Source organism: Streptomyces sp. 142MFCol3.1, from assembly GCF_000424945.1.
GTDB classification, from domain to species: Bacteria; Actinomycetota; Actinomycetes; order Streptomycetales; family Streptomycetaceae; genus Streptomyces; species Streptomyces siamensis.
On the sequence record NZ_AUKV01000010.1, the window covers coordinates 286,608 to 307,695 of the forward strand.

The window sequence follows — 21,088 nt, forward strand, 5'->3', positions numbered from 1 at the left end:
ACCTGCTCATCCGTCGGAACGCCGCCCGCGTTCACCTGGGGTTCCATCTTGCCACCCGGCCGCACGCATCGTGCCGGACCCACGTTTTCGGCCTCTCCCGTGCCGGGTCGCGGGGGCTCGATCCCGGGGCCGTGGCCGCTCCACCGGAGTCCGTTCGCACCTCGCCTGTTTCACCCGGGCGATCAAGGGTGACCCGAGAAGGGACGAACCCATGAAACACGCCCCTCGCGATCAAGGAGGTCCCATGAGCGACTGGCGAGAATCCGCTGCGTGCCGATCCGTCGACCCCGACCTGTTCTTCCCCATCGGCCACACGGGCCCCGCCCTGTTGCAGATCGAGGAGGCGAAGGCCGTCTGCCGGGCCTGCCCCGTACGTGACGCGTGCCTGCGCTGGGCGCTCGACACGGGCCAGGCCATCGGCATCTGGGGCGGCACGAGCGAGGCCGAACGGCGAGCACTGGCGCGGCGCGAGGCCCGTCGGCGATCCCGGGACGCCACGGCGTAGAGGCGGGCGACGGGAGGCCGGTCCCGGTCCGCGCCCGCGGGCCCCACACCGCGAAGCAGTACGGAATCCGGCCGACGAGATCCGGGAAGGCGCGATGGAAATCGAACCCAGTCGGGACAAGAACCGGTCGGGTGCGGAGATCGAGACTCTCACCATGACCTTCGCGGGTCGGCTGCAGAACGTGACCGACGCCCGCCTGGCCGCCGAGGGCTTTCTGCGCGACCTCGCGCGGGCGTCGCCGCCGTCGGCGGCGGAGCACTGGGACGACGTCCTGCTCGTGGTGACCGAACTGGCCGCGAACACGATCCAGTACGCACCCGGCCCCTTCGAGCTCCATATGCGCCCCACCATCACCCGCGACGGCGTGCACGTGACGTTGCGCGACGGCAGCAGCACCCCGCCGACCCCGCGCCGCTTCCGTCCCTCCGAGGGCGGCGGCGGCATCGGCTGGCATCTCGTCCACGCGCTCTGCGACCAGGTGAGCGTGGTGACGCGGCCCGACGGCAAGGACGTGCACGCCTTCCTCCCCTGGTGAACGCCGCGGACCGCGGTCCCGGGGCGACCACCGCTCGCAGGGACGTTCATCCATTGACAGGTGTCGGTGCCGCTCGCGGGGGCAGACGGGCCTGCCTGAGGAGTCATCACTCGCCGGTACGCGAACGAGGTGGAGCAGTGAGCCTGCAGCAGGACCGAACACCGGACCCCGCTCCCGGCGGCGACCCGGGCGACGCCGGGGCACATCCCTCCGAGCAGGAGCACGCCGCCTGGTCGCGGGTACGCCGTACGGCGACGGGGATGGGACATCACGCGGCCAAGAACGCGCTGGTCGCCGCCAGGAAGGCGGCCGAGGACGATTCGCTCATCGGCCAGGACGCGTTCCTCGCGCGCGCGGTGGCCGAGGAGTGGGAGCGGATCGCCGAGACCCTGGCCGACCACGCGGGGACCTACGACCCTGCCGACGATCCCTTCGTCCAGGGCGAGCTCGCGGCCCGGGCCCATCAGGAAGAGACGGCGGTCCACGATCACTGAGCGGAACGGCCGCACACGCCTCGCGCAGGGCAGGCCGCGGCTCCGGGCGGTGCCCACGGGCACGGTCCGACCGCATTGTCAGTGCCCTGAGGAACAATGCTGAGCAGCGAGAACGTCACCGCCCAGAGGCAGGTGATCCGCCCCGTCCGTCGAAAGGCCGCATGGAGATGACGCCCACCCCGCACCGCCGCGCCGTGCCGCGAGTCCTGAGCGGAGGCCGGTGACGATGCTCCGCGCGCTTTCCCGCCCGCACGCGCCGCTGGGCGCCGGTGGTGCCGAGGTCCTGCGGCTGATCACGGAGCAGCGGTTCCCGGTGTTCCTCACCGTGCACACCAACGGCCGCCGCCGGTACGGCTATTGGCAGCCCTCCCCCACCGGCGCCGGACGGGGCGGCTGCCATGTCGCGCTGCCCACGGACGACTGCGACGCGCTGCACGCCGCCGGCCGGATCGTGCTGGGGGACCCGCTGGAGGATCCGGGCAAGACCACGTATCCGGTGCGGGCCGCGGCCACGGCGCGCGGCGCAGCGGGCGTCGCGAGCGCGTCGCGGCACGCTTTGACAGCCTGAGGGCGACGCGGCTCACGGCAGCGCCGACGCCGGCCCGGCGGGGCGCTGCCGCTCGAACCGGCTCTCGCGGGGTGCGGCCATGCGTCCTCACCGCCGTTCCCGGTGATCCCCGCACGTGCACGGGCCCGTGCGGGGATCACCGTGCGTGCGTGACGCGTGCCGCCACCGAGGTCTTCCGTGCGCGCGGGCCACGGGGTGCCCGCCGCACGCGCGCACGCCACGGGGCCCGCCGCGACTTCGCGCTGCGGGCCCCGTGAAAACGGCTCGGACGCCATTCGTTCACCAATACCCGATTCCGTTACGTTCGGTACCGGATTCAGTGCGCGTAGCCACCTGATTCGGCACCGCTCGCCCGTGACGAATTCAGTGGCGGAAGACGTCCTTCGTCTTTTCCTTGGCCTGCCGGGCGTCACCCTTCGCCTGCTCGGTCCGGCCCTCGGCGGTCAACCGCTCGTTGCCGACCGCGCGTCCAGCGGTCTCCTTGGCCTTGCCCTTGGCCTGCTCCATCTTGGCTTTGGCCTTCTGGTCCTTGGCCACAGCAGTTCACATCCTCACTGCGTCGACAAATGCGATCCACTTCCACGACTCACCGTGAAAGGGAATTCCAAACGCCATCGGCCGTGAATTCCTGCGGATTCCCGCACACGGTCGTGACCACCGTGCCGAACATGCCCGGGTGAGCGGGCCCCGCCCCAATGCGGATGGTGGGCGGGACCCGTTCACCCTTCCATTTTCTGTATGTGATCGGGCCGTCGGCAGCGAGTGAGACGAGGCACCTGCGCACAACCGCGTACACCCTGTGTGCGGACCGAGCGCCCGGTGTGTGTCCGCGGCGAGTCGAGCCGGTCGCGCCGTCGAGGTCGACGACCGACCGGAAGGAAGGAAGGAAGGAAGGCGCGGGCAGGCGGGCAGGCAGGGAGCGTACGGGGGCGTCGTCCGCGCCTCGCAAGCGCGTGCACCCCGCACCCCCCTTCCGCTTACCGTCCAGTAATATCGCGCGTCAGTGTCCCCCTGAGGAGGAACCGTGCCACGGTCGGAACGCTCGCCCCTGCTGCTCGCCGGCCTGCTGGCCACAGCGGGCGTAGCCCATTTCGTCTCTCCGCGCCAGTTCGACGAGACCATCCCGCGGGCCCTGCCGGGCGCCCCGCGGACCTGGACCTACGCGAGCGGTGTCGCCGAACTGGCCCTGGCCGCCGGTCTGGTGTCGCCCCGCACGCGCCGCGCCGCCGCGCGGGCCGCCACCGCCTTCTTCGTCGGCGTGTTCCCCGCCAACGTACAGATGGCCGTCGACTGGCGGGACCGCCCCGCCCCGCAGCGGACCGCGGCACTGGCACGCCTTCCGCTCCAGGTGCCGCTGGTCCTGTGGGCGCGCGGCGTCGCCCGGAACGCGCAGGGGCAGTCATGACGGGCCGGATGAACGTCGGGGACACGGTCGAGGACTTCACGCTGCCGGACGAGAGCGGAGCGGACCGGCGCCTGTCGGAACTCCTCTCCGACGGACCCGTGGTGCTGTTCTTCTACCCGGCCGCCCTCACCCCGGGCTGCACCGCCGAGGCCTGTCATTTCCGTGACCTGGCCGCGGAGTTCGCCGCCGCCGGAGCGAGTCCCGTCGGGATCAGCGGTGACCCCGTCGACCGGCAGCAGGAGTTCGCCGACCGGCACACGCTCGGGTTCCCGCTGCTGTCCGACCCCGAGGGCGTCGTCCGCGAACGCTTCGGTGTGAAGCGCGGCTTCTCCCTGGCCCCCACGAAGCGGGCCACTTTCGTGATCGCGCAGGACCGGACGGTCCTGGAGATCGTCCGGAGTGAGCTGAGGATGAGCGCGCACGCCGACCGCGCCCTCGCCGTCCTGCGCGACCACCAGGGCTGACCGGAGCGCTCCGGGCGGCGCGGCGGTTCGTCGGTCACCGCCCGCGCCTCCCCGGGTGTTCCTCCTCCGGAGGGCGTTGCCCGTCGGCGCCCCTGCGTCCCCCGTACGGCCGCACAGCGTCCAGCGCGGTGACGTCGACCGTACCCGCGCGGGCCCGGCAACGAACCGGACGAGCGCGTGCGGTGGGCCTGCGCAGGGCCGAAGCTGGGGTCGAGACCAGCGAGGCGCGCGGTGCCGGCACCGCGCGCGTGCCGAACGAGGAGGACACACCCGCGTGCCTGCCAAGAACGTCTCCGTCAATCGCGCGGCCCTCGGGCACCGCGTCGCCTACGCGCTGCGCCACCCCGGGCGGGTGCCCCGTCATCTCGCCCGTGCCGCCCGCGACGCGTGGCTGCGCCACCGCTGGCCGGACCACATCTCGTACTACCGCGCGGTGATGCGCTCCGACACGCGTGCCGACCCGGACGCGGCCGTCGGCAGCCGCAGCCACGAGCGGTGGCTCGCCCTGGGCGCCCTGCAGTTCGACTACCTGCTCGGCCACGGCCTGCGCTCCGAGCACCGGATGCTGGAGATCGGCTGCGGCAATCTGCGGGCGGGCTGGCGGTTCATCAGGCACCTGGAACCCGGGCACTACTACGGCATCGACATCTCCCCCGACATCCTGCTGGCCGCGCAGGACACGGTGGTGCGCATGGAGCTTCAGAAACGGCTCCCCACGCTCACCCCGGTGCGCGACCTGAAGCTGGGCTTCCTGCCGGACGCCCACTTCGACGTGGTACACGCGCACAGCGTCTTCTCCCACTCCCCGCTCCCCGTCATCGAGGAGTGCTTCGCCCACGTCGGCAGGGTGCTGGCCCCCGGCGGCTGGTTCGACTTCACCTTCGATCGCACCGAGGGCGAGGAGCACCATGTGCTGCGCGAGGACTTCTACTACCGCACCGAGACCCTCCTGGCTCTGGCCGAGAAGCACGGTCTGGCCGGTCGCTTCATGGCCGACTGGGAGGAACTGCCGCACGGTCAGTCGAAGATCCGCGTCACCCACCGCGACGCGCCCTGTCCGGCGACGGGCCCACGCGTCATGCTGGACCCCGACGGATCGGCCACCTGATCGACGGAGCCCTCATGACGGACCAGGTCACGCGACTCGAAGTGAAGCCGGTCGCCGGGCACATCGGCGCCGAAGTCACCGGAGTCGACCTGGCCGGCGAGTTGGACGACGCGGTCGTCGCCCGCATCCGGAAGGCGGTGCTGCGGTGGAAGGTGGTGTTCTTCCGGGACCAGCATCTCGACCACGCCTCCCACATCGCGTTCGCACGGCGGTTCGGCGAGCCGGTCCGCCTCCGTTCGCGCGGCAGCGCGTCGCCGAAGGACTTCCCCGAGGTGGAGACGACCGCCGACCGGCTGGAACTGGGCGGGCGTTACGGCATGGGTCACGAGGAGTGGCTGCGCCGGCGGCGCCATTCGCTCCTGCGGGGCTGGCACTGCGACCACGGTGCCCGGGTCGACCCGCCCGCCGCGACGATCCTGCGTGCCGAGACCGTGCCGCCGTACGGAGGTGACACCACCTGGTCCAATCTGGCCGTCGCCTACGCGGGCCTGTCGGCACCGGTGCGGGAGTTCGTCGACGGGCTGCGCGCCGAGCACCGGCTCGGTGTCGGCTACCAGACACGACCCGGGGACGACGCGTACGTTCGCCATCTGCTGGACCATCAGATCGCCTCCGACCACCCGCTGGTGCGGGTGCACCCGGAGACCGGCGAACGGGTCCTGTCCGTCAACGGCTACTACGTCGAGCAGCTCCTCGGGCTGTCCCGGCCGGAGAGCGGAGCGATCCTGGAGATGCTGCTGGAGCAGGCCACCCGGCCCGAGTACACGGTCCGGTTCCGGTGGGAGCCGGGCAGCGTGGCCTTCTGGGACAACCGGGCCACGATCCATCTGGCGCCCGGGGACACCGCGCACGTGGACCATCCGCGGATCATGCACCGCGTGATGCTCGCCGGGGACGTCCCGGTCGGTACGGACGGCAAGCCGTCCGTACCGGTCGCGGGCAGTGCGCCGCAGCGCTGGTGAGCGGTGCCCGTGGGCGCCGGCCCGCGGGCATCCGGGGGGACCGGCGTCATTCCGGCACGTGGCTCCGTCAGAAGATGCCCTGGCCCGGTACGAGGATGCCGCGCGGGTCGTAGGTGTGCCGGGCGGTGGCCAGCCGGCGCCAGGCGGGCCCGAAGTGCTCGCGCCAGTCCGCGGGTGCGAAGGGGACTGAGCCGACCGGGTAGTGGGTGCCGCCGGCCGCGTGGACGGTGTCGTAGGCGGCCCGATTGGCGGCGAGCAGACGGTCGACGGTGGCCGTGTCGTCGGGCGGGGTGGTGCGCAGGACGGCCAGCAGGTACGGCACCGGGTCGTCGGGCATGCGCAGCAGTGGAGTGCCGAGCCGGTCGCGCAGCAGCGGGTAGAGGAGGACGACTCCCGGGCCGAGGTCTTCGGGGGTGAGGTCGTCCAGCACGGCTCCGGCGACGGCGGCGGCCGTGCGGCCGGGCAGCAGCAGGTTGAGCCACGGGTGGGCGTACGCCCACAGGCCCGCCTCCTTCAGGGCGGCGACGCTCGGCGCGAGCCGGTCGAGGAAGTCGTAGTACGCGAGGTCCGACTTCTGCACGCCCGAGGGGTCGTGGCGCAGCCCGCGCAGCAGTCGGGCGTCGTCCGGGGCGGGCCCGACGGGCGGGCCGTAGGCGACGGCTTCGAGGAGGTAGCCGCGGAAGGCTCCGCCGGCGTCGGGGGTGACCTGGCCCTCGACGTAGGCGAAGCGGCCCTCCTCGACGAGCCGTCGCTGGTCGTCGAGGAAGATCCGCAGGTCGTCGTACGGGAGGAGGTAGTGGCGCACGGTCTCGGGTGCGCGGACCAGACGCAGGGTGGCCCCGACGACGACGGCGCACTGGCCGAGTCCCGCGAGCACGGCGAGGAACAGGTCGCGGTGGCGGGTCGGGGAGCACCGTACGAGCTCGCCCGCGCCGGTGACGACCTGGAGTTCGGTGACGTTGTCTACCTGGGCGCCCTGCTGGTGGGTCTGGCCGCCCAGACCACCGACCGACAGAGTGCCGCCGACGGAGAGTTCGAGGTAGTCGGTGAAGGTCGGCGGTGTGAGTCCGTGGGCGAGCGTGGCCTTGGCGACGTCGCTCCACTTGGCGCCCGCCCCGACCGTGACCGTCCTGCTGCCCGGTCCGACCGGTCCGATGTCCGCGAGCGGCGTGGTCTCGACGACCAGGCCCTGGTCGGCCTGGGCCTGCCCCTGGGTGGCGTGGCCCTGGCCTCTGGGAGCGACCTTGACACGGTGCGTGTTGCAGAAGCGGATCATCGCGACGACGTCCTGGACCGAGCCCGGTCGCAGGACGGCGACGGGACGCCGGTGGACGATGTGCCCGAAGTCGTCGGCGGCGGCCCCGAGCGAGGCGTCGTCGGTGTGGATGCTCCCGTCCAGCGGCGGGAGGCCGGTCAGCGGCCGGGCGGACGCGCTGGTCGCCCAACTGCGGGTGAAGGGGTCGAATCCGATGACCGCGGCTCCGGCGGCCGCGAGGCCGTGCAGTGCGGTACGTCGCGAAGGGGTCCGGGGCACGCGCTCCTCCTGGGGCGGGCGGGATGCAGCGGTCGACTGCCGCCGATCATAAGGCAGTTGGGTCTTGGACCAAGGGAAAACGATGTCGCGGGTGCCGCTCCCGTCCCCGGGGCCCCGGCCTCACCCGCTCCGACACGGACCGGGCGACGCGTCCGGCTCACCGGTGCAGCCTGCCCGCCACCGGGACCTGAGCACATGGCCCGCGTTCGCGCGCGGGCCGTGTCACGCGGACGCGGCCGGCCTCTCCCCGATCTGCTCGCGATCGCCTTGCGCGCAAGCCGCCGGGTTCCCGGCTCCCGGCCGCCGTCGGACGACGGCGGCCGGGTTCACCGTGCCACGGGCGACGGCGTGCGCCGACGCGCCGGTGGTCGTACAAGGTGACGGTCGACGGTCACTCGTCGACGGCGGCACCGAAGCGGGCGTCACCGCCCGGCGCGCCCAGCGCGCCCGCCCCGAAGAGCCAGGAACCGTCGGCCACCAGGCCCTTGGTGCCGGCGGGCAGGTGCCAGACCACGCCGTCCGCACTGTCCTCGCCGGGCGCGGCGGCCAGGAGTTCGCTGCGGCCGTCGGCGTCCGTGTCGGCGAGCCGGACCTGCGCACCCCACGTGTCGTCCATCTCGGCGGTGCCGGGGATGCCGGGGGTGTTCTGGTCGAAGGACTGCGCGCCCGTCGCGGTCAGGCCGTCCGCCGAGCCGCGCAGCAGCCACACCGCGCCGGCGTCCGACACGGTGCCGATGTCCTCGCCGGGTGCGCCGACGGCCACGTCCGCGTAGCCGTCGCCGTCGCTGTCGCCGACGGACAACTCCGTGCCCCACGCGTCGCCGTGCTCTCCGGTGCCCGGCACCCCCGGCGAGTTCTGGGTCCACCACCGGGGGGTGCTGCCGGGTCCGTCCTGGCCCTCGAGGCCGTCCTCGCCGCCGTGGTAGACACCGACGAGTCCGCCGGTCAGGCCCTCCGCCTCGTCGTCGGGGCTGCTGTTCTGGCCGGTGACGAGGTCGTCGTAGCCGTCGCTGTCGATGTCGCCCGAGGCCGTGGAGATGCCGCCACGCAGGTCGCGCAGGTGGGTCAGGCCGTGTTCGCCGCCCGAGTAGACCGCCGACCAGCCCTGCGTGTAGTCGTCGTCGGGGCTGTAGCCGGAGACGACGAGGTCGGCATAGCCGTCGCGGTCGTAGTCACCCGTGGTCACGTAGGCGGGCCGGACGGCCCGGCCGGCGGGGTGCGCGGTCGTGTCGAGCGTGCCGGTGTGGTGCAGTGCGCCCCCGCTGTACGTGAACAACTGCGCACCCTGCCCGTCGAGTACGGCGACGACGTCGGCAGGCGTGTCCCCCGTCAGCCGCGCGGCGGTGACGGCGGCACCGAAGCGGGCTCCGGCCGCCGGGACGGCGGAGGCGAACGTGACGCTCCGGGCCGGGCCGAGTCCGCTCCTGGAGCCGTACAGCACCGTCACGCGGCCCGCGTCCTCCAGGGATCCGACGTCCTCGCCGGGCGCCGCGACGACCGCGTCGTCGTAGCCGTCGCCGTCGAGGTCTCCGGTGGCGACGGCCGCACCGAAGGAGTCGTAGGTCTCCGAGGTGCCGGGGACGCCGACGGTGGACTGGCTGAAGACGGCGGTACGCGCCTGGGGGACGCTGTTGCCGGCACCGATGCCGTTGGCCGCCCCGTACTGGACGGTGACGAAGCCGGCGCCCTTCTTGCCGTCGACGGTGCCTTCCGGCGCGCCGATGAGGACGTCGTCGTAGCCGTCGCCGTCGAAGTCGGAGTTGCGGTCGTTGGCCTGGGTGCCGCCGGGGGTGCCCGCGTAGGAGGCGGGTGCGGCTGCGATACCGAGGCCCGCGAGCAGCAGGAAGGACGCGGCCGCCAGGGCGGCCGTGCCCCTTCTGCGGCGGGCACCCGTGGTGCCGGTGGTGGAGGTCGTCGTGCCGGACGCACGCTGCGCGCTGGTCATGTCCTGCTCCCCGTGATGAAGACGCGGCCGGGTCGAAAGGCCGGGCTTGGTGGTCAATATGGTGAAAGGACCAAGTTCCTTTCACTCACGCCCGGTTCGACAGGACACGTGCCCGGGGAGTTGTGGTGCCCCCAGGGGCCGTGACACAGCGGTGACAAGTGTTGCGCGAAGCGGACTTCCGGGCGGGTGGTGAGCCCGCCCGGACGCTTCAGGCCTGGCCGGTCCGGCCGTTGTCCGGCCCGGCCTGTTGGGTGTCCTCGTCCGGTGCGCGGGTGTAGCCCTGGAGTGCGAGCGGGGCGTCCGCCTTGTCGGGGCGGGTGTCGGGACTCTGGCCGTTCAGGTTCTGCCGGACGGAGTCCAGGATCGTCAGCCCCTGGGCGACCAGTCCCGCCGCGATCTCGCCCAGGCCGTCTGCGCCGTTGAGGACGTTCACGTTGGCTCCGGCGAGCCCGCCCGCGGCCTCCTTGACGATCTGCGGCAGCTGGTCGATCAGCATCCGGTCGAGCGCGACGCGATCGTGCGAGGCCGCGGCCTCGGCCTGGATCTTCATGCGCTCGGCGTCGGCGACGGCGAGCACCCTGATCCGCTCGGCCTCGGCCTCGGCGGGCTTCACGATCTCGGCCACCAGTTGCTGCTGCCGCAACGCCGCCTGCTTCTGGGCCAGTTCGGTCTGCGCGGCGAGGACCTCCTGCTGGGCGTGGGCCTGCGCCAATGGTCCCGCCTGGGCGGCCTGGGCCTGAGCCCGGTCCACCTCGGCCGAGTACTCCGCCTTCACCACGGCGGTCTGCCGCGCGTACTCGGCCTGGTTGCGCGCCGCGACCTGTTCGGCCTCGACCGCCACCTGGGTGGCCTGGGCCTGGGCGATCTGGGCCTGCCGCTGGATCGCCGCCTTGTGCGGTGCGGACATGGCGTCGATGTATCCGGTGTCGCCGTCGTCGATCGACTGGATCTGCAGCGAGTCGACGATCAGCCCGATCTTCGCCATCTCGGTCTTGGAGGTGTCCAGGACCTCCGCGGCGAGCTTCTGCCGTTCGGTGACGATCTCCTCCACCGTCATCGAGCCGATGATGGCGCGCAGATGACCGGCGAAGATGCGCCCGGTGAGCACCGACATCTGGTCCTGGTCGGAGAGGAACCGCTGTCCGGCGTTGATGATGCTCTCGGTGTCGTTGCCCACCTTGAACGCGATCACGGCGCGGACGTGCAGGGAGATGCCCTGCTTGGTGACACAGGTCTCGGTGACCTCGGACTCGCACATCGACAGCGTGAGGAAGCGCGTCTTGCGGAAGACGGGCAGGACGAACTTGCCATGGCCCGTCACCACCCGGAACGGCGCTCCCCCGAGTCCCCGCCTCCCTCCCGAGATCAGCATCGCCTGGTCGGGAGCGGGAACGCGGTATCCGAACATCGTTGTCCATCCTCCTCAGCCTGCGCCGGCGGGATGACCGCCCAACGCCTCCAGGGGGTCGGCCCACATGATGACGTCGACCGCACGGCATCCGCGGGATGCGACCACGAGCACGGTCGCCCCTGTCGGCAGGGGCTCCGGCGACCAGGCGAGGAAGGTCTCGGATCCGCCCCGGACCTGCACGAGGATCTCGCCGGGACCGGCGGATCCGCGTGTGCCGATGAGCAGTTCCCCCGTGCAGCCGATCACGGCGTCGTCCTCCACCACAGCCGGCCGCCCCCCATCACCCTGGTACTGCTACCGACAGTAGACCTCCCCGCGCCCCGTCGCCTACGCCCCTGCCGATCTCCAGCCCGCACCGGCGCCCCGGCCGCGGGCCGCACCACTGTCGGCGTGCCTCAACTCCTGTTGAACTTGTAGGTCTTGCTGTCGGTCAGGACGCAGAAGCCCGGCGACACGACGATCACCCGCAGGGTGCCGGTGCGCCGGTCGTAGTCGATGCCCTCGGCCTCGAACGTGCCCGAGCAGGCGCTGCGCAGCGGGAGTTGACGCAGGGCGGTGACGTGACCGGACACGTCCGCCGTGCCGTTGGGCTCGCCGGACAGATCGATCTGGAGCAGCGGCTTGGTGATGCCGAAGAGGGTGCCCGCGGGGTCGTCGGACGAGCACAGCAGCCGCGTCGCGGTGACGAAGTCGCAGCCCTGTACGTCGCGTACGGCGTGGTCCAGGTTGATGGTGGACGCCTGCGGGAGGTTCGCCGCGGGCGACGTACCGGAATTGACGCCGGGCGTCGGGAACACCAGGAGCCGGTTCATCGTGCCCCACTCTCCGGACACCATCCAGGAGCCGTCGGGCGAGATGGTGACGAACGAGTTGTTGAGGGCCTCGCCCGGGCTCAGCGCGTGGACGTACTCGGACCAGGCGCCGCCCGGCGCCTGTACACGGAACATCTTGGCGCTGCCGGAGTCGCTCTGATACGGCTCGATGTAGTAGCCGTTGTAGGAGGCGTCCGGGTCGCCGACGTGGTTCCAGCCGCGGCTGCTGACACCGATGGGAATGGTGCCGATGCCCGTGTAGTGGTTGGGGCTTCCGGCCGGGACCTCGACCGAGGTGAGGCCCTGGCTCTCGGTCAGCGGATCGGCGCGGTCGGAACCCGTCTCGGTCCAGGTGTCGGCGGCCTGGGCGGGCCCGGTGGTGGCGACGGACACGACGACGGCGGTGGCGAGCGTGACGATCCCTGCCAGAACTGCGTGACAACGTTGCCGTGCGGGCATGCGCATGGTCTGCTCCTCGTCGGGGGGCGGGCTGCTCGGCGCACAGTCTGGCCGGTCCTGATGGTCATGTACAGACCAATGAATGGACACCACGCGTCGGCTCACCGTCCACGAGGCGACGCGCCGCACGACGTCCGGGAAGGGCCCGGGACACGCCGCCGCCACGCCCCGCGCGGCCGGCCCCGCCGGACTACCGCCGGCCGGCGCCACACCGACGAGGGCCACGCCAACGCCACCCGCACCAAGGGCAGTTGCACCGGCGAAAGCACACCGACCACACCACGCACCGCTCACCGGCGACGACCAGGTGACCCCGGCGACACGACGGGATCGGCGACCGGGAGCAGACAAGCGTCCGCCGGGCAGGGAAATCCCTGCCCGGCGGACGTGACCGTTCAGTCAGGCAAGGAAGCCCCTGCCCGGCACACGCGACGGCTTCGTCAGTCGGCCGTGCACGTGTTGTTGGTCGCCGGGTTCAGCAGGGACAGCACGTCGATGGAGTCGCCGCAGAGGTTGAGACCCAGGTCCACGGGGATCTGGATCACGTTGCCGGACAGAAGTCCGGGGCTGTTCGCGGCGACGCCGACCGGGTCGGGGTCGTCCGCGGCGGCAGTCCCGGCCGTGGCCACAAGAGCCACGGTCGCCAGGCCGGCGGCGGCCATCAGACGAATGCGCATGTCAAGCTCCCATCATTCGCAGGGGTGCGAGTGCCTCCACCATCACCCGCACGGGCCGCGACCGATATCGCTGTACGCCCGAACGGGGTGCCCCTCCCGTACGGCCCCGCCGGGTTGCGTCCGGGCTCGAGACGCACCTGCGGGCCGTGTCGCGCGGGCGCTGCGGAATGCCCGTAGCGTGAGAACAGGTCACGTGGAACAGGGAGAGATCATGTCAACGAGCCAACCCGATGCGTCCGCGCCGTCCGACGACAGGGCGACCCCCGACTCGCTGCTGCACACCGGTGCAGGGGGCGCCGTGACCGCTGAGGACCTGGTACTCGCGGCGGGACGCGACATCAACCCGCGCAACCTCGCCTGGGCCGAGCGCAAGCTCAAGGAGGAAGGCCCGGCGGCCCTCGACAAGCTGCTTCCCTGACGCGACCGGCTCCGATGCGGCGGAGCCGGTCGACGAACCCCCGGTGCCCGGCCGGCTCCGACACGACGGAGCCGGCCGGGCACGCGCGCGTTCAGCCCCAGGATCCAGGGGTCAGGGGCTCGGGCACTCCTTCCAGGCCAGGTGGTAGACGGTGCTGATGTCGCCGTCCGTCGAGTCCATGGTCATGAAGCTGGAGCTGCCGGGAGTGGACGTCCCCGCGTTGACGCGGAGTTCGGTGTTGATGTTGAAGTTCCGCTGCACGCCACAGGGCGCCCACACCAGTTGGGCCCAGTCCGTGGTGTCCGTGGCCTGCCAGTTGTCGTCGTACGGGCCACGGAAGGGGTGGGTGATGGCGGCCGTGTTCGGGGAGCCCTGGAAGTAGTACGAGGCCTTCTCGGTGCTGCTCGCTCCCTGCTGGAGCGCCGCGAAGCCGCGGTAGTCGGCGCTGGCGATGGCGTACGTGAAGCCCTGGGGCACGTGGACGATCAGGTTGAGCTGGCAGTTCTTGCGGAACGCGGTGGGGTCGGCATTGCCTCCGACCTGCGCGAGGTAGTCGCTGTAGGTCACCGTGAACGCCGTGTTGTCCGGCGAGACCGCGACGGCCGCGGTGCCCTGGGGACATCCCGAGCCGTTCACCGTGGCGACCTTGATGACGATCTTGTCCGGGGGCGGGTCGACGATCCCGGAGGACGGGTCGTGCGCGGGGAGTGCCGAGGCGAACAGGGCGGCGATGGCGCCACCCAGTAGCAGCCCACCAGTCATGGGGCTCCAATCCATTGCGTCGGTGTTCCGGCGGCGGCACGCGAGGTGCGCCGCCCTGGAATGGGGGGTGCGGCTCCCCGCGGGTGGGGAGCCGTCGCAGACCAGTGCGTTGGATCAAGGACTTGTTGAACATGCACATGTCAAGCAGGCATGCGCATTCCCCCGGGCTGTGAAGGAGCTGTGAAGGCCGGGAGTGACGGCATCGTACGAAGCGGCGACCGGTGCGGCCAGGGCGATCTCCGGCCATTCACCGCCCGGCCGCCGGTCACCTGCCGTAGCGGCCGACCAGCCTCCCCGAAGCCGTGACGTGCCCGGCCAGCGCGCGTTGCACATCGCCCGCTCCGGCCCCCTCGGTAAAGGTCGGTTTCACGTCGGCGGCGAAGACCGAGAAGACGTAGTGGTGCGCCTTCCCCTCCGGCGGGCACGGGCCGCCGTATCCGAGCTTCCCGAAGTCGTTGCGGCCCTGCACGACTCCGCGCGGCACGGCGCCCGCGGCCAGCGCCGTCTCGTGCGGATCGATGCCCCACACGGTCCAGTGCACGAAGGTGCCGCCCGGGGCGTCCGGGTCCTCGACCAGTACGACCAGCCCGGCAGCGCCCTGCGGCACCCCGGAGAAGTCCAGCGGCGGTGAGACGTTCTCGCCGTCGCAGGTGTAGCGGCGCGGAATCGTGCCGCCGTCCGCGAACGCGGGGCTCGACACCCCGATCTTCGACGACGCCCGGAGCCCGGGGGTCGCCGACGACGCGGCGCCCCCTCCCCCGCCGCCGCAGCCGGCCGCGCACAGCGCGAGAAGCGCCCCGAGGATTCCGGCCCGCCGCCGGCCGTGATGCCGCATACGCGCCACGCTAGCGCCGCGGTGGCCGACGGGCGGCGCGACACGGCGCCACCCGCCCGTGCCGCGACGGGCACGCGGAACGGACCGTGGGCGAGGTGCGCAGGCGGTACGGCTCATCGCGCGTGAGGTGCGCAGGCGGTACGGCTCATCGCGCGGCCCACGGGTCACACGCACTGAGGGCGGGCGCGACACGTGGCGCACGCCGCACCCGCGGATCTCATGACGTCTGGCCAAAAGCCGTGTGCAGGGGCGGAGTCGACCGAGTGACCAGGCGAGACGTCGCATCACCTCGTGGACCCACAAGGACGGCCGGTGGCGCCGTCGAGCAGCGGTCGCCGAGGTGGTGACGCGGGGTGGACGGCCACCGCCGGCACCGATGGGGTGGCCGTGTGGATCAGGGATGAACGGCTGCTGCACGCCTCGTCGTTCGGCGCGCCGGCGGCCTCGTACGCCGAACACCGTCCGGACCACGCGCGGGCCGCGGTGCGCTGGGCGCTCGAACCCGCGCCCGGCCCGCGTGTGCTCGACCTCGGCGTGCCGCGTGTGCTCGACCTCGGCGCCGCCGCCGGCACGTGATCCGGGCCGGGTCCGACGGACGGCTTCCACCGGCAACGCTCGCGGGCGGGCTCGATCACGGCTCGGTCGTCGGCCGTCGTCCGCACGCGCGCCCGCGGGAACGGATTCGCTCGCTGACCTGAGAGGTGCCTCCGGCCGACGCGGAAGACAGCGACACCCGCCGCGGAGCCGGCCGCAGGACCCGTGGCGCGGCCGGGCGGGAATCGCCCCGCCGCCTCATCACCGCGACGGTGTGCCTGCGACACTGAGCCCCATGGATCCACGACACCTGAGGCTCGGCCGCCGTCGCATATGGATGTGCAGCGCTGTCTGTTTTGTGGTGCTCGGCCCGGTCGGGTGGTTCCTGGGCGGCTGGATCCCGGTGGTGCTGCTGGGCGTCGCACTCGCCGCGGCCACCGCTGTCCTCCATTGGAAGGCCCCTTCGTGGCTCGCCCCTGCCATCGCGAAGGGGCAACGGCAGAGCCGCCAGGACGTGTCCGCCTTCTGCGCGGTCATCGCCGTCAGCGGCTACGCCCAGCCCCCGGCGGCCGCCGACAGCGCCTCCCGTGACATGACAGGGCTGCGCCTCGAGGCGTACCGCGCAGCCGCCGACGACGATCTGTCCGAGGATCTCCGCCGGCTGGCGGCCGACGCGCTGGCCGCCGCCGACCACGCCCACGACGAGGACACCCCCGCGCAGTGGCGCACCGCGCGTGCGAGCGCGGAGCGGCTGGCGCACGCCGCGCAGGACGGCAACCCGTATGTGCGTCAGCTCCTCATCCAGTGGGTGGAGGGGAATCCGGCCGGGGAGCGCTAGGCCCTCTCGCGGCTCAGGACTCGGCTTCCCTGCGGAGAAAGTTGCTCACCTGGCAGGCCAGGGTGTCCCGGGCCGTGTCGGGACGGGCGCCCGCCTCGACCGTGGTCTCGTACGGGTCGATGCCGCCCGCCCAGAGGTACCGCTCGGTCCACTCGTCGTCGACCTTCAGCTGGACCTGGATGTCCACGCGGTGCAGGAACGCCTCCGCTCCCGCGGCGAAGAGGACGGCGGTGGCCCGGCGCAGCGGGTAGACGTCGAAGCCCTCGATGAACTGAGAGTTCCGCCAGTCCAGGAACGCGCTCTCGCCGTCGGCGCCGATGCGGATGTCGATCTGGCCGTCCTCGAGGTGGATCCCGAAATGCTCGGTCGTGCGGTTTTCGACCGTCACTCGAAATGCGAAGTAGGCGAGCCCATCGGCGGCGTCGTCGCGTCCTCGCGGCGGCTCCGCCTTTTCCACTCCATGGACGCGGACACGCAGACCGGCATGCTCGTCGTACTCCTGCCAGTCCCCGACCACGTTCGGCTCGCGCACAGTCCACCTCTCCACTTCAGAGAGCTTTTCCTATCTGTGGCCCCAATGAGGTGTCAAATGCACCGAACATGCCGTGGCCAGGGATTTCACCTTTCTTGATCGGCGATCAAGCCGTGCCCAGCCAGAACCTTTCCCCGGCCGCCGCGGAGAGCTTTTCCCGCGTGCTGCACATCACGTCCCGAGGCGCCTCATCCACCGGCCCGCAGCCGGCGGAGCTGCTCGTCGAGCGGGCCGAGACCGACGTCGCGCCGGCGCTCGTCGAGGGTCTGCGGCCGGCGCACGGGGTACGGGCGCAGCGTCGCGGGGTCGATGCGGGTGCCGTAGTACTGGGGCCGGCCCAGTTCCACGGCGCAGTGGTCGGCGATGTACGCGTGGTGGAGAGCGGGGCAGCGCCCGTCCGCCGCGGCGTCGGCGATCAGGTCACGGCACTTCAGCTGGAAGTCCGGACAAGGGGCGTGCAGCAGGATCATCAGCGCCGCCGTGGAAGCGGGGAGGCCGACCAGGTCGGCGGACGGCCAGCCGTACCGGTGGACGACGGTGGCGAGGGCCTCGGCATTGTCCTCACGGCACCGGGCGAGGGCGCGGTGCCGCCGATGGCCGGATGCCGTCCGTGCCTGTCGCATCAGGCGTCGTTCCTCGTCCACCCGGCGCAGCAGTTCCGCGGCCAGCGCCGCGGCGAGTCCCGGAACCATCGGTCGCCCGGTCGTGAGCCCGGGCGGTACCGCTGCGGCGCCCACCGGGGGATCGGACCGCGTCTGCCTGCCGAGCCCCGAGGCCGTCTCCCGGCGGGCGGCCTCCGAGGACGCGGGCGCCTCGCCGCCGATCGCCGAAGACGCGGACTCGGGCAAGGGCCGCCACGGCTCGCAGACCGCCGTGGGCGCGGGCGGGACGCCGCCGGCCGGCGAGGGTGCGGGCCGCGCGTGTCGGCGGAACTCCGGGAACGCGGGCGGTCCCGCGCCTGCCGTGGGCGGCGCGGGATGCACCTCCCCGTCGACCGCCTCAGGGGTGGACAGCTCCTCCGGTCCGGTCGCCCGGCGCGTCGGCGACCGGCTCACGGCAGTCCCTGGAGCACCAGCGTGAACCACACCTTCTTGCCGCTGAGGCCCGGGTCCGGCGGGGCCACGCCCCAGTCGTCGGTCAGGGCGGCCACGATGGCCAGCCCGCGTCCCGACTCCTCGGCCCCGTCCGCGGTACGCGGCCGCGGCAGGACGGGCGAGCGGTCGGCGACGGTGACGCGCAGCTCGCACCGGGTGTACTCGACGGAGACGGTCACGGTGTCGCCGCGGTCGGGGCTGCCGTGCTTGAGCGCGTTGCCGAACAGTTCGTCCGTCGCGAGGACAGCGTTGTCCAGGTGCTCGGGCGCGAGCCGGAGGTGCCTGAGGTGTTCGGTGACCATGGCCCGCAGACGTGGCGAGCGGGAGGGGTGGGCGGGGACGGTGGTGCGCAGGAGGTGGGCCTGGTCCACGGGCGCCGCCGGAGTCGCCCCGGACGCCGACGGCAGGAGCGGCACGGCGGGCACCGCGGTGACGGGGATGTCGGCCGGCGCCTCGGCGGGCCGGGGCCGCGCCGCGGGCGTTCGGTCGTCCGCCCCGTGGTCGTCACACGCCGACGCGCGGCCGTCGGGCAGGCGCGCGTGGACGTCATCCGCCAGTGAGGGCGACGGCCCGCGGCGATGTGCCCTGGATGCCGTCATCGATCCTCCTTCGGAGGCAGCACGGGTGGGGGTCGGTCTGGATGGCTGCCCCAGCAGCCAACACGCCGGAGTAGCCGGGCGACCAGGGGGTATTCGGGTTGTCCGGTTGCAGGCACGTAGTGGCATGGGATGTATGTTCGATCACGTGAGGGATGTGGACGGGGGGCGGACTGCGGTGTACGCGGAAGGCGACACCGGATGGTCCGGCGTGCGCGGAAAGCGCGTACTGGTCACCGGCGGGACCCGGGGGCTCGGCGAGCAGATCGTGCGGTTGCTGTCCGCCGAGGGCGCGCGGGTGGCGACCTGCGCCCGCACGGCCCGTGACCTGGAGGCGCTGACGGCGTCACTGGACGCGGAGACGTTCACCCGGCCGCTCGACGTCACCGCGCCCGGCTCGCTGGAAGACTTCGTCGCGGCCACGGCGAAACGTTTCGGCGGCCTGGACGGAGTGGTGGCCTGCGCGGGCGGATCCCGCGGCGGCGGCATCGAGCAGGCGGCCCCCGACGACTGGGCTGCCACCTGGGAGGTCAACGTCGGCCACGCGGCCCGGCTGGTACAGGCGGCCGTCCCGCACCTGCGGGCGGCGGGCGGCGGCTCGGTCGTGGTGATCTCGTCGATCTCCGGCTGGAAGCCCGGTCCGCCGGCCCAGTACGGGGTCGCGAAGTCCGCGCAGATCCATCTGGCCGCCTCGCTCGCCCGGGAGCTCGGCCCGGACAACATCAGGGTGAACGCCGTCTCCCCCGGCTCCATGCTCATCCTGGGTCGGCGCTGGGACCGGATGCGCCGTGAGGACCCCGAGGCGTTCGCCGCGTTCGTCGCGGCGGAGCTGCCGAACGGCGGGCCGGTGGCACCGCAGGAGGTGGCCAGGGTGGTGGCGTTCCTGCTGTCCGACTGGTCGAGCGGGATCTCCGGTGCCCACCTGCCGGTTGACCGGGCTCAGAACGCCCCGTCCCCGGACGGCTACTGAGGCACCGGATCCGCGACCGACGCACCGGGATGACCCGCGGCGCCCCGGTCCCGGATCACGCCGCCACCCCCAGCACGGCACGCGACCTGCGCTCGAACTCCTGCACCACGGGCTCGTGACGGCGCGGCTCCAGCCGTCTGCGGAAGTCCCGCAGGGCCTGGATCGACCGCTCGCTGTGCACGGTGCTGAGGGTGTCGAGCGCCTCGGTCGCGGTGCCGACCGCCTCGTCCAGACGGTCCTGCTGGAGATGGGCGGTCGCCAGGACGGAGCGGCTGATGGCCTGGCGCCTGCGCCGGTCGGGGTTGGCTCTGAGCGACTCGCTCGCCGTGCGCTCCGCCTGGGCGGCCAGACCCAGGTCGCGGAAGCACAGGGCGGACTCGGCCTGGAGATAGTGGTGATCGAGATAGCGGACCCACACCGACTCCTGCGCAGGCCCCTTGCTCGCCTCCAGCTGCCGGTCGGCCAGGCGCAGCGCCTCGGAGGCCTCGCCGTGGCGGCCCCGCGCGGCGTGACCGCGGGCAGCCATGGCGTGCAGGCGCATCAGCCCCAGCGGACTGCCCGCTCCCTGCGCGGTGACGATCCCAGCGCGGGCGAGGGCCACCCCTTCGTCCGGCCGGCCGAGGTTGGTGGCCAGGTGGGAGAGGCCGGCCAGGATCTGACCGCCGAGCACCCGGTCGCGGCCCTCCGCGCACAGTCTCAGTGCCTGCGTCATATAGCGCTGCGCCAGGCCGTACTCCCCCGCGTCGTACGAGCTCCAGCCGGCCATCGCGGCGAGGCGCGCGGCGGCGGCGTACAGCTGTCGGCGCAGGTGTGCCGGCGTACCCCGGCGCTGGAGCATGGGGACGACCTCGGTGGCGAGGTAGTGCACGATGCTGGTGCGCACTCCACCGCCGCCGTAGTGGTTGTCCATCTGGTCGAACATGGCGATCATCGCGTGCACCTGCTCGACCGGTCCGTCGCTCGCCGCCGGCGTCGGACGTCCGGGCTCCTGTTGCTCCAGCAACCACAGCAGCCATTCGCGTTGTGGATTCGTCAGTGCGGCGGCCACGAAGGGGACCGAGCCGAGGAGGCTGCGGCGGGAGATGTCGGTGGACCCCAGTTCCGCCAGGGTGTGAAGGGTTTCTGCCACGTCTTCGCCATAGACGAGCGCCCTGCTCGCGACGGGGCGCTGCTGATCGGAATGGAAGCCCAGGTCCGCGGGGGACACGGCCCGGCCGAGCCGCTCGGACAGCACGGCGGCGATCAACTCGGGTGTGGTTCCCCGCGGTTGCTGACCCTGGAGCCAGCGGGTGACCGACGCCTTGTCGTAGTGGGAGTCCGTGCCCTGGCGGCGACCGAGCTCGTTGACCCGCAGAGCGAGCGAGGCGTAGGAACAGCCGGCCTCCTTGAGGGCGGCCGCCAGCACCTTGTTGCCCCCGGCGGGGGCTTTGCCGGCGTTCCTTGCTTGTCCGTCGGTCACCGTGGCCATCCCCGTCTCGCCTCACGTCCGCGTGCTGCTGCGCCGGTCGAGTCGTCTGGCGGAACGTCAAATCCCCTACCAATAGGCGCAGTTGTGCCTGACCGAAGCCGAATGTGCGGCAGGTCACTCGATCACTATGGTCGCCGACAGACTCAACGTGCAAGCTGCGTT

25 protein-coding genes are annotated in these 21,088 nt (G+C 72.4%); 12 read left to right on the forward strand and 13 right to left on the reverse strand.

Features of this window, described 5'->3' with window-relative positions; genetic code table 11:
* Nucleotides 1–244 precede the first annotated feature (244 nt).
* The 4 genes from H305_RS0117180 (at nucleotide 245) to H305_RS46300 (ending at nucleotide 2,102) form a co-directional block, all read left to right on the forward strand.
* On the forward strand, nucleotides 245–505 hold the full coding sequence (locus tag H305_RS0117180) for a WhiB family transcriptional regulator (RefSeq protein WP_028801452.1): 261 nt from the start codon (nucleotides 245–247) through the stop codon (nucleotides 503–505).
* Nucleotides 506–599: 94 nt separating this feature from the next.
* Nucleotides 600–1,040 (forward strand): ATP-binding protein, encoded by a 441-nt coding sequence (locus H305_RS0117185; protein WP_028801453.1) that lies wholly within the window; start codon nucleotides 600–602, stop codon nucleotides 1,038–1,040.
* A 137-nt stretch (nucleotides 1,041–1,177) separates the two neighbouring features.
* Nucleotides 1,178–1,534 carry a hypothetical protein gene (locus H305_RS46295; RefSeq protein WP_051370669.1) on the forward strand — a complete coding sequence of 119 codons (357 nt, stop codon included), beginning with the start codon at nucleotides 1,178–1,180 and terminating at the stop codon, nucleotides 1,532–1,534.
* A 226-nt stretch (nucleotides 1,535–1,760) separates the two neighbouring features.
* The gene (locus H305_RS46300; protein ID WP_051370699.1) at nucleotides 1,761–2,102 is read left to right on the forward strand and encodes a hypothetical protein; all 342 of its coding nucleotides are present in this window, start codon (nucleotides 1,761–1,763) and stop codon (nucleotides 2,100–2,102) included.
* 363 nt (nucleotides 2,103–2,465) lie between these two features.
* Here H305_RS46300 and H305_RS50725 read toward each other — a convergent pair whose 3' ends face one another.
* A complete protein-coding gene (locus tag H305_RS50725; RefSeq protein ID WP_078629094.1) occupies nucleotides 2,466–2,639 on the reverse strand; it encodes a CsbD family protein in 174 nt (57 codons plus the stop codon).
* Nucleotides 2,640–3,126: 487 nt separating this feature from the next.
* Here H305_RS50725 and H305_RS0117205 point away from each other — a divergent pair, with 487 nt between their 5' ends.
* The 4 genes from H305_RS0117205 to H305_RS0117220 all read left to right on the forward strand — a co-directional run bounded on the left by H305_RS0117205 (nucleotide 3,127) and on the right by H305_RS0117220 (nucleotide 6,041).
* On the forward strand, nucleotides 3,127–3,507 hold the full coding sequence (locus tag H305_RS0117205; RefSeq protein WP_028801454.1) for a DoxX family protein: 381 nt from the start codon (nucleotides 3,127–3,129) through the stop codon (nucleotides 3,505–3,507).
* Nucleotides 3,504–3,971, forward strand: a complete 468-nt coding sequence (locus H305_RS0117210) for a peroxiredoxin (protein ID WP_028801455.1) — start codon at nucleotides 3,504–3,506, stop codon at nucleotides 3,969–3,971. The genes H305_RS0117205 and H305_RS0117210 overlap by 4 nt, the downstream gene beginning before the upstream one ends.
* Nucleotides 3,972–4,245: 274 nt before the next feature.
* Nucleotides 4,246–5,079 carry a class I SAM-dependent methyltransferase gene (locus tag H305_RS46305; RefSeq protein WP_051370672.1) on the forward strand — a complete coding sequence of 278 codons (834 nt, stop codon included), beginning with the start codon at nucleotides 4,246–4,248 and terminating at the stop codon, nucleotides 5,077–5,079.
* A 14-nt stretch (nucleotides 5,080–5,093) separates the two neighbouring features.
* Complete coding sequence (locus H305_RS0117220; RefSeq protein WP_028801456.1) at nucleotides 5,094–6,041, forward strand: TauD/TfdA dioxygenase family protein; 948 nt, start codon at nucleotides 5,094–5,096, stop codon at nucleotides 6,039–6,041.
* Nucleotides 6,042–6,108: 67 nt separating this feature from the next.
* On the opposite strand, the gene H305_RS0117225 is transcribed toward H305_RS0117220, so the two are convergent.
* From H305_RS0117225 to H305_RS0117250, 6 genes are all read right to left on the reverse strand, one after another.
* Nucleotides 6,109–7,575 (reverse strand): FAD-binding protein, encoded by a 1,467-nt coding sequence (locus tag H305_RS0117225; protein ID WP_028801457.1) that lies wholly within the window; start codon nucleotides 7,573–7,575, stop codon nucleotides 6,109–6,111.
* A gap of 391 nt (nucleotides 7,576–7,966) precedes the next feature.
* On the reverse strand, nucleotides 7,967–9,520 hold the full coding sequence (locus H305_RS0117230) for an integrin alpha (RefSeq protein ID WP_051370673.1): 1,554 nt from the start codon (nucleotides 9,518–9,520) through the stop codon (nucleotides 7,967–7,969).
* 208 nt (nucleotides 9,521–9,728) lie between these two features.
* Nucleotides 9,729–10,928: an SPFH domain-containing protein gene (locus H305_RS46310; protein ID WP_234020922.1), complete on the reverse strand. Its 1,200-nt coding sequence runs from the start codon at nucleotides 10,926–10,928 to the stop codon at nucleotides 9,729–9,731.
* 15 nt (nucleotides 10,929–10,943) lie between these two features.
* Nucleotides 10,944–11,195 carry a hypothetical protein gene (locus tag H305_RS0117240; RefSeq protein ID WP_028801459.1) on the reverse strand — a complete coding sequence of 84 codons (252 nt, stop codon included), beginning with the start codon at nucleotides 11,193–11,195 and terminating at the stop codon, nucleotides 10,944–10,946.
* Nucleotides 11,196–11,326: 131 nt separating this feature from the next.
* Nucleotides 11,327–12,208, reverse strand: coding sequence for a hypothetical protein (locus H305_RS0117245; protein WP_028801460.1), 882 nt, complete (start codon nucleotides 12,206–12,208; stop codon nucleotides 11,327–11,329).
* A 434-nt stretch (nucleotides 12,209–12,642) separates the two neighbouring features.
* The gene (locus H305_RS0117250; RefSeq protein WP_028801461.1) at nucleotides 12,643–12,879 is read right to left on the reverse strand and encodes a chaplin; all 237 of its coding nucleotides are present in this window, start codon (nucleotides 12,877–12,879) and stop codon (nucleotides 12,643–12,645) included.
* Between the two features lie 211 nt (nucleotides 12,880–13,090).
* Here H305_RS0117250 and H305_RS0117255 point away from each other — a divergent pair, with 211 nt between their 5' ends.
* A complete protein-coding gene (locus tag H305_RS0117255; RefSeq protein ID WP_028801462.1) occupies nucleotides 13,091–13,297 on the forward strand; it encodes a hypothetical protein in 207 nt (68 codons plus the stop codon).
* A 111-nt stretch (nucleotides 13,298–13,408) separates the two neighbouring features.
* Here H305_RS0117255 and H305_RS0117260 read toward each other — a convergent pair whose 3' ends face one another.
* Entirely contained in the window at nucleotides 13,409–14,059 is a 651-nt protein-coding gene (locus tag H305_RS0117260; RefSeq protein ID WP_028801463.1) for a DUF4360 domain-containing protein, read from the reverse strand.
* Between the two features lie 265 nt (nucleotides 14,060–14,324).
* Nucleotides 14,325–14,894: a YbhB/YbcL family Raf kinase inhibitor-like protein gene (locus H305_RS0117265; protein WP_078629095.1), complete on the reverse strand. Its 570-nt coding sequence runs from the start codon at nucleotides 14,892–14,894 to the stop codon at nucleotides 14,325–14,327.
* Between the two features lie 387 nt (nucleotides 14,895–15,281).
* On the opposite strand from H305_RS0117265, the gene H305_RS46315 reads away from it, so the two are divergent.
* Nucleotides 15,282–15,470, forward strand: a complete 189-nt coding sequence (locus H305_RS46315; protein WP_234020923.1) for a hypothetical protein — start codon at nucleotides 15,282–15,284, stop codon at nucleotides 15,468–15,470.
* Nucleotides 15,471–15,723: 253 nt separating this feature from the next.
* Nucleotides 15,724–16,266, forward strand: coding sequence for a hypothetical protein (locus H305_RS0117275; protein ID WP_158690546.1), 543 nt, complete (start codon nucleotides 15,724–15,726; stop codon nucleotides 16,264–16,266).
* A gap of 13 nt (nucleotides 16,267–16,279) precedes the next feature.
* On the opposite strand, the gene H305_RS0117280 is transcribed toward H305_RS0117275, so the two are convergent.
* The 3 genes from H305_RS0117280 to H305_RS46320 form a co-directional block, all read right to left on the reverse strand.
* Nucleotides 16,280–16,798: a hypothetical protein gene (locus H305_RS0117280; RefSeq protein WP_028801466.1), complete on the reverse strand. Its 519-nt coding sequence runs from the start codon at nucleotides 16,796–16,798 to the stop codon at nucleotides 16,280–16,282.
* 188 nt (nucleotides 16,799–16,986) lie between these two features.
* Nucleotides 16,987–17,853: a DUF6624 domain-containing protein gene (locus H305_RS56060; protein WP_324608106.1), complete on the reverse strand. Its 867-nt coding sequence runs from the start codon at nucleotides 17,851–17,853 to the stop codon at nucleotides 16,987–16,989.
* Nucleotides 17,850–18,491 carry an ATP-binding protein gene (locus tag H305_RS46320; protein WP_078629096.1) on the reverse strand — a complete coding sequence of 214 codons (642 nt, stop codon included), beginning with the start codon at nucleotides 18,489–18,491 and terminating at the stop codon, nucleotides 17,850–17,852. Before H305_RS46320 ends, H305_RS56060 begins: the two co-directional genes overlap by 4 nt.
* Before the next feature lie 145 nt (nucleotides 18,492–18,636).
* On the opposite strand from H305_RS46320, the gene H305_RS0117295 reads away from it, so the two are divergent.
* Nucleotides 18,637–19,458 (forward strand): SDR family NAD(P)-dependent oxidoreductase, encoded by an 822-nt coding sequence (locus H305_RS0117295; protein WP_420708083.1) that lies wholly within the window; start codon nucleotides 18,637–18,639, stop codon nucleotides 19,456–19,458.
* A 55-nt stretch (nucleotides 19,459–19,513) separates the two neighbouring features.
* Here the strand turns inward: H305_RS0117295 and H305_RS0117300 are convergent, their stop codons facing one another.
* The gene (locus tag H305_RS0117300) at nucleotides 19,514–20,926 is read right to left on the reverse strand and encodes a hypothetical protein (RefSeq protein WP_028801469.1); all 1,413 of its coding nucleotides are present in this window, start codon (nucleotides 20,924–20,926) and stop codon (nucleotides 19,514–19,516) included.
* Nucleotides 20,927–21,088: the final 162 nt, after the last annotated feature.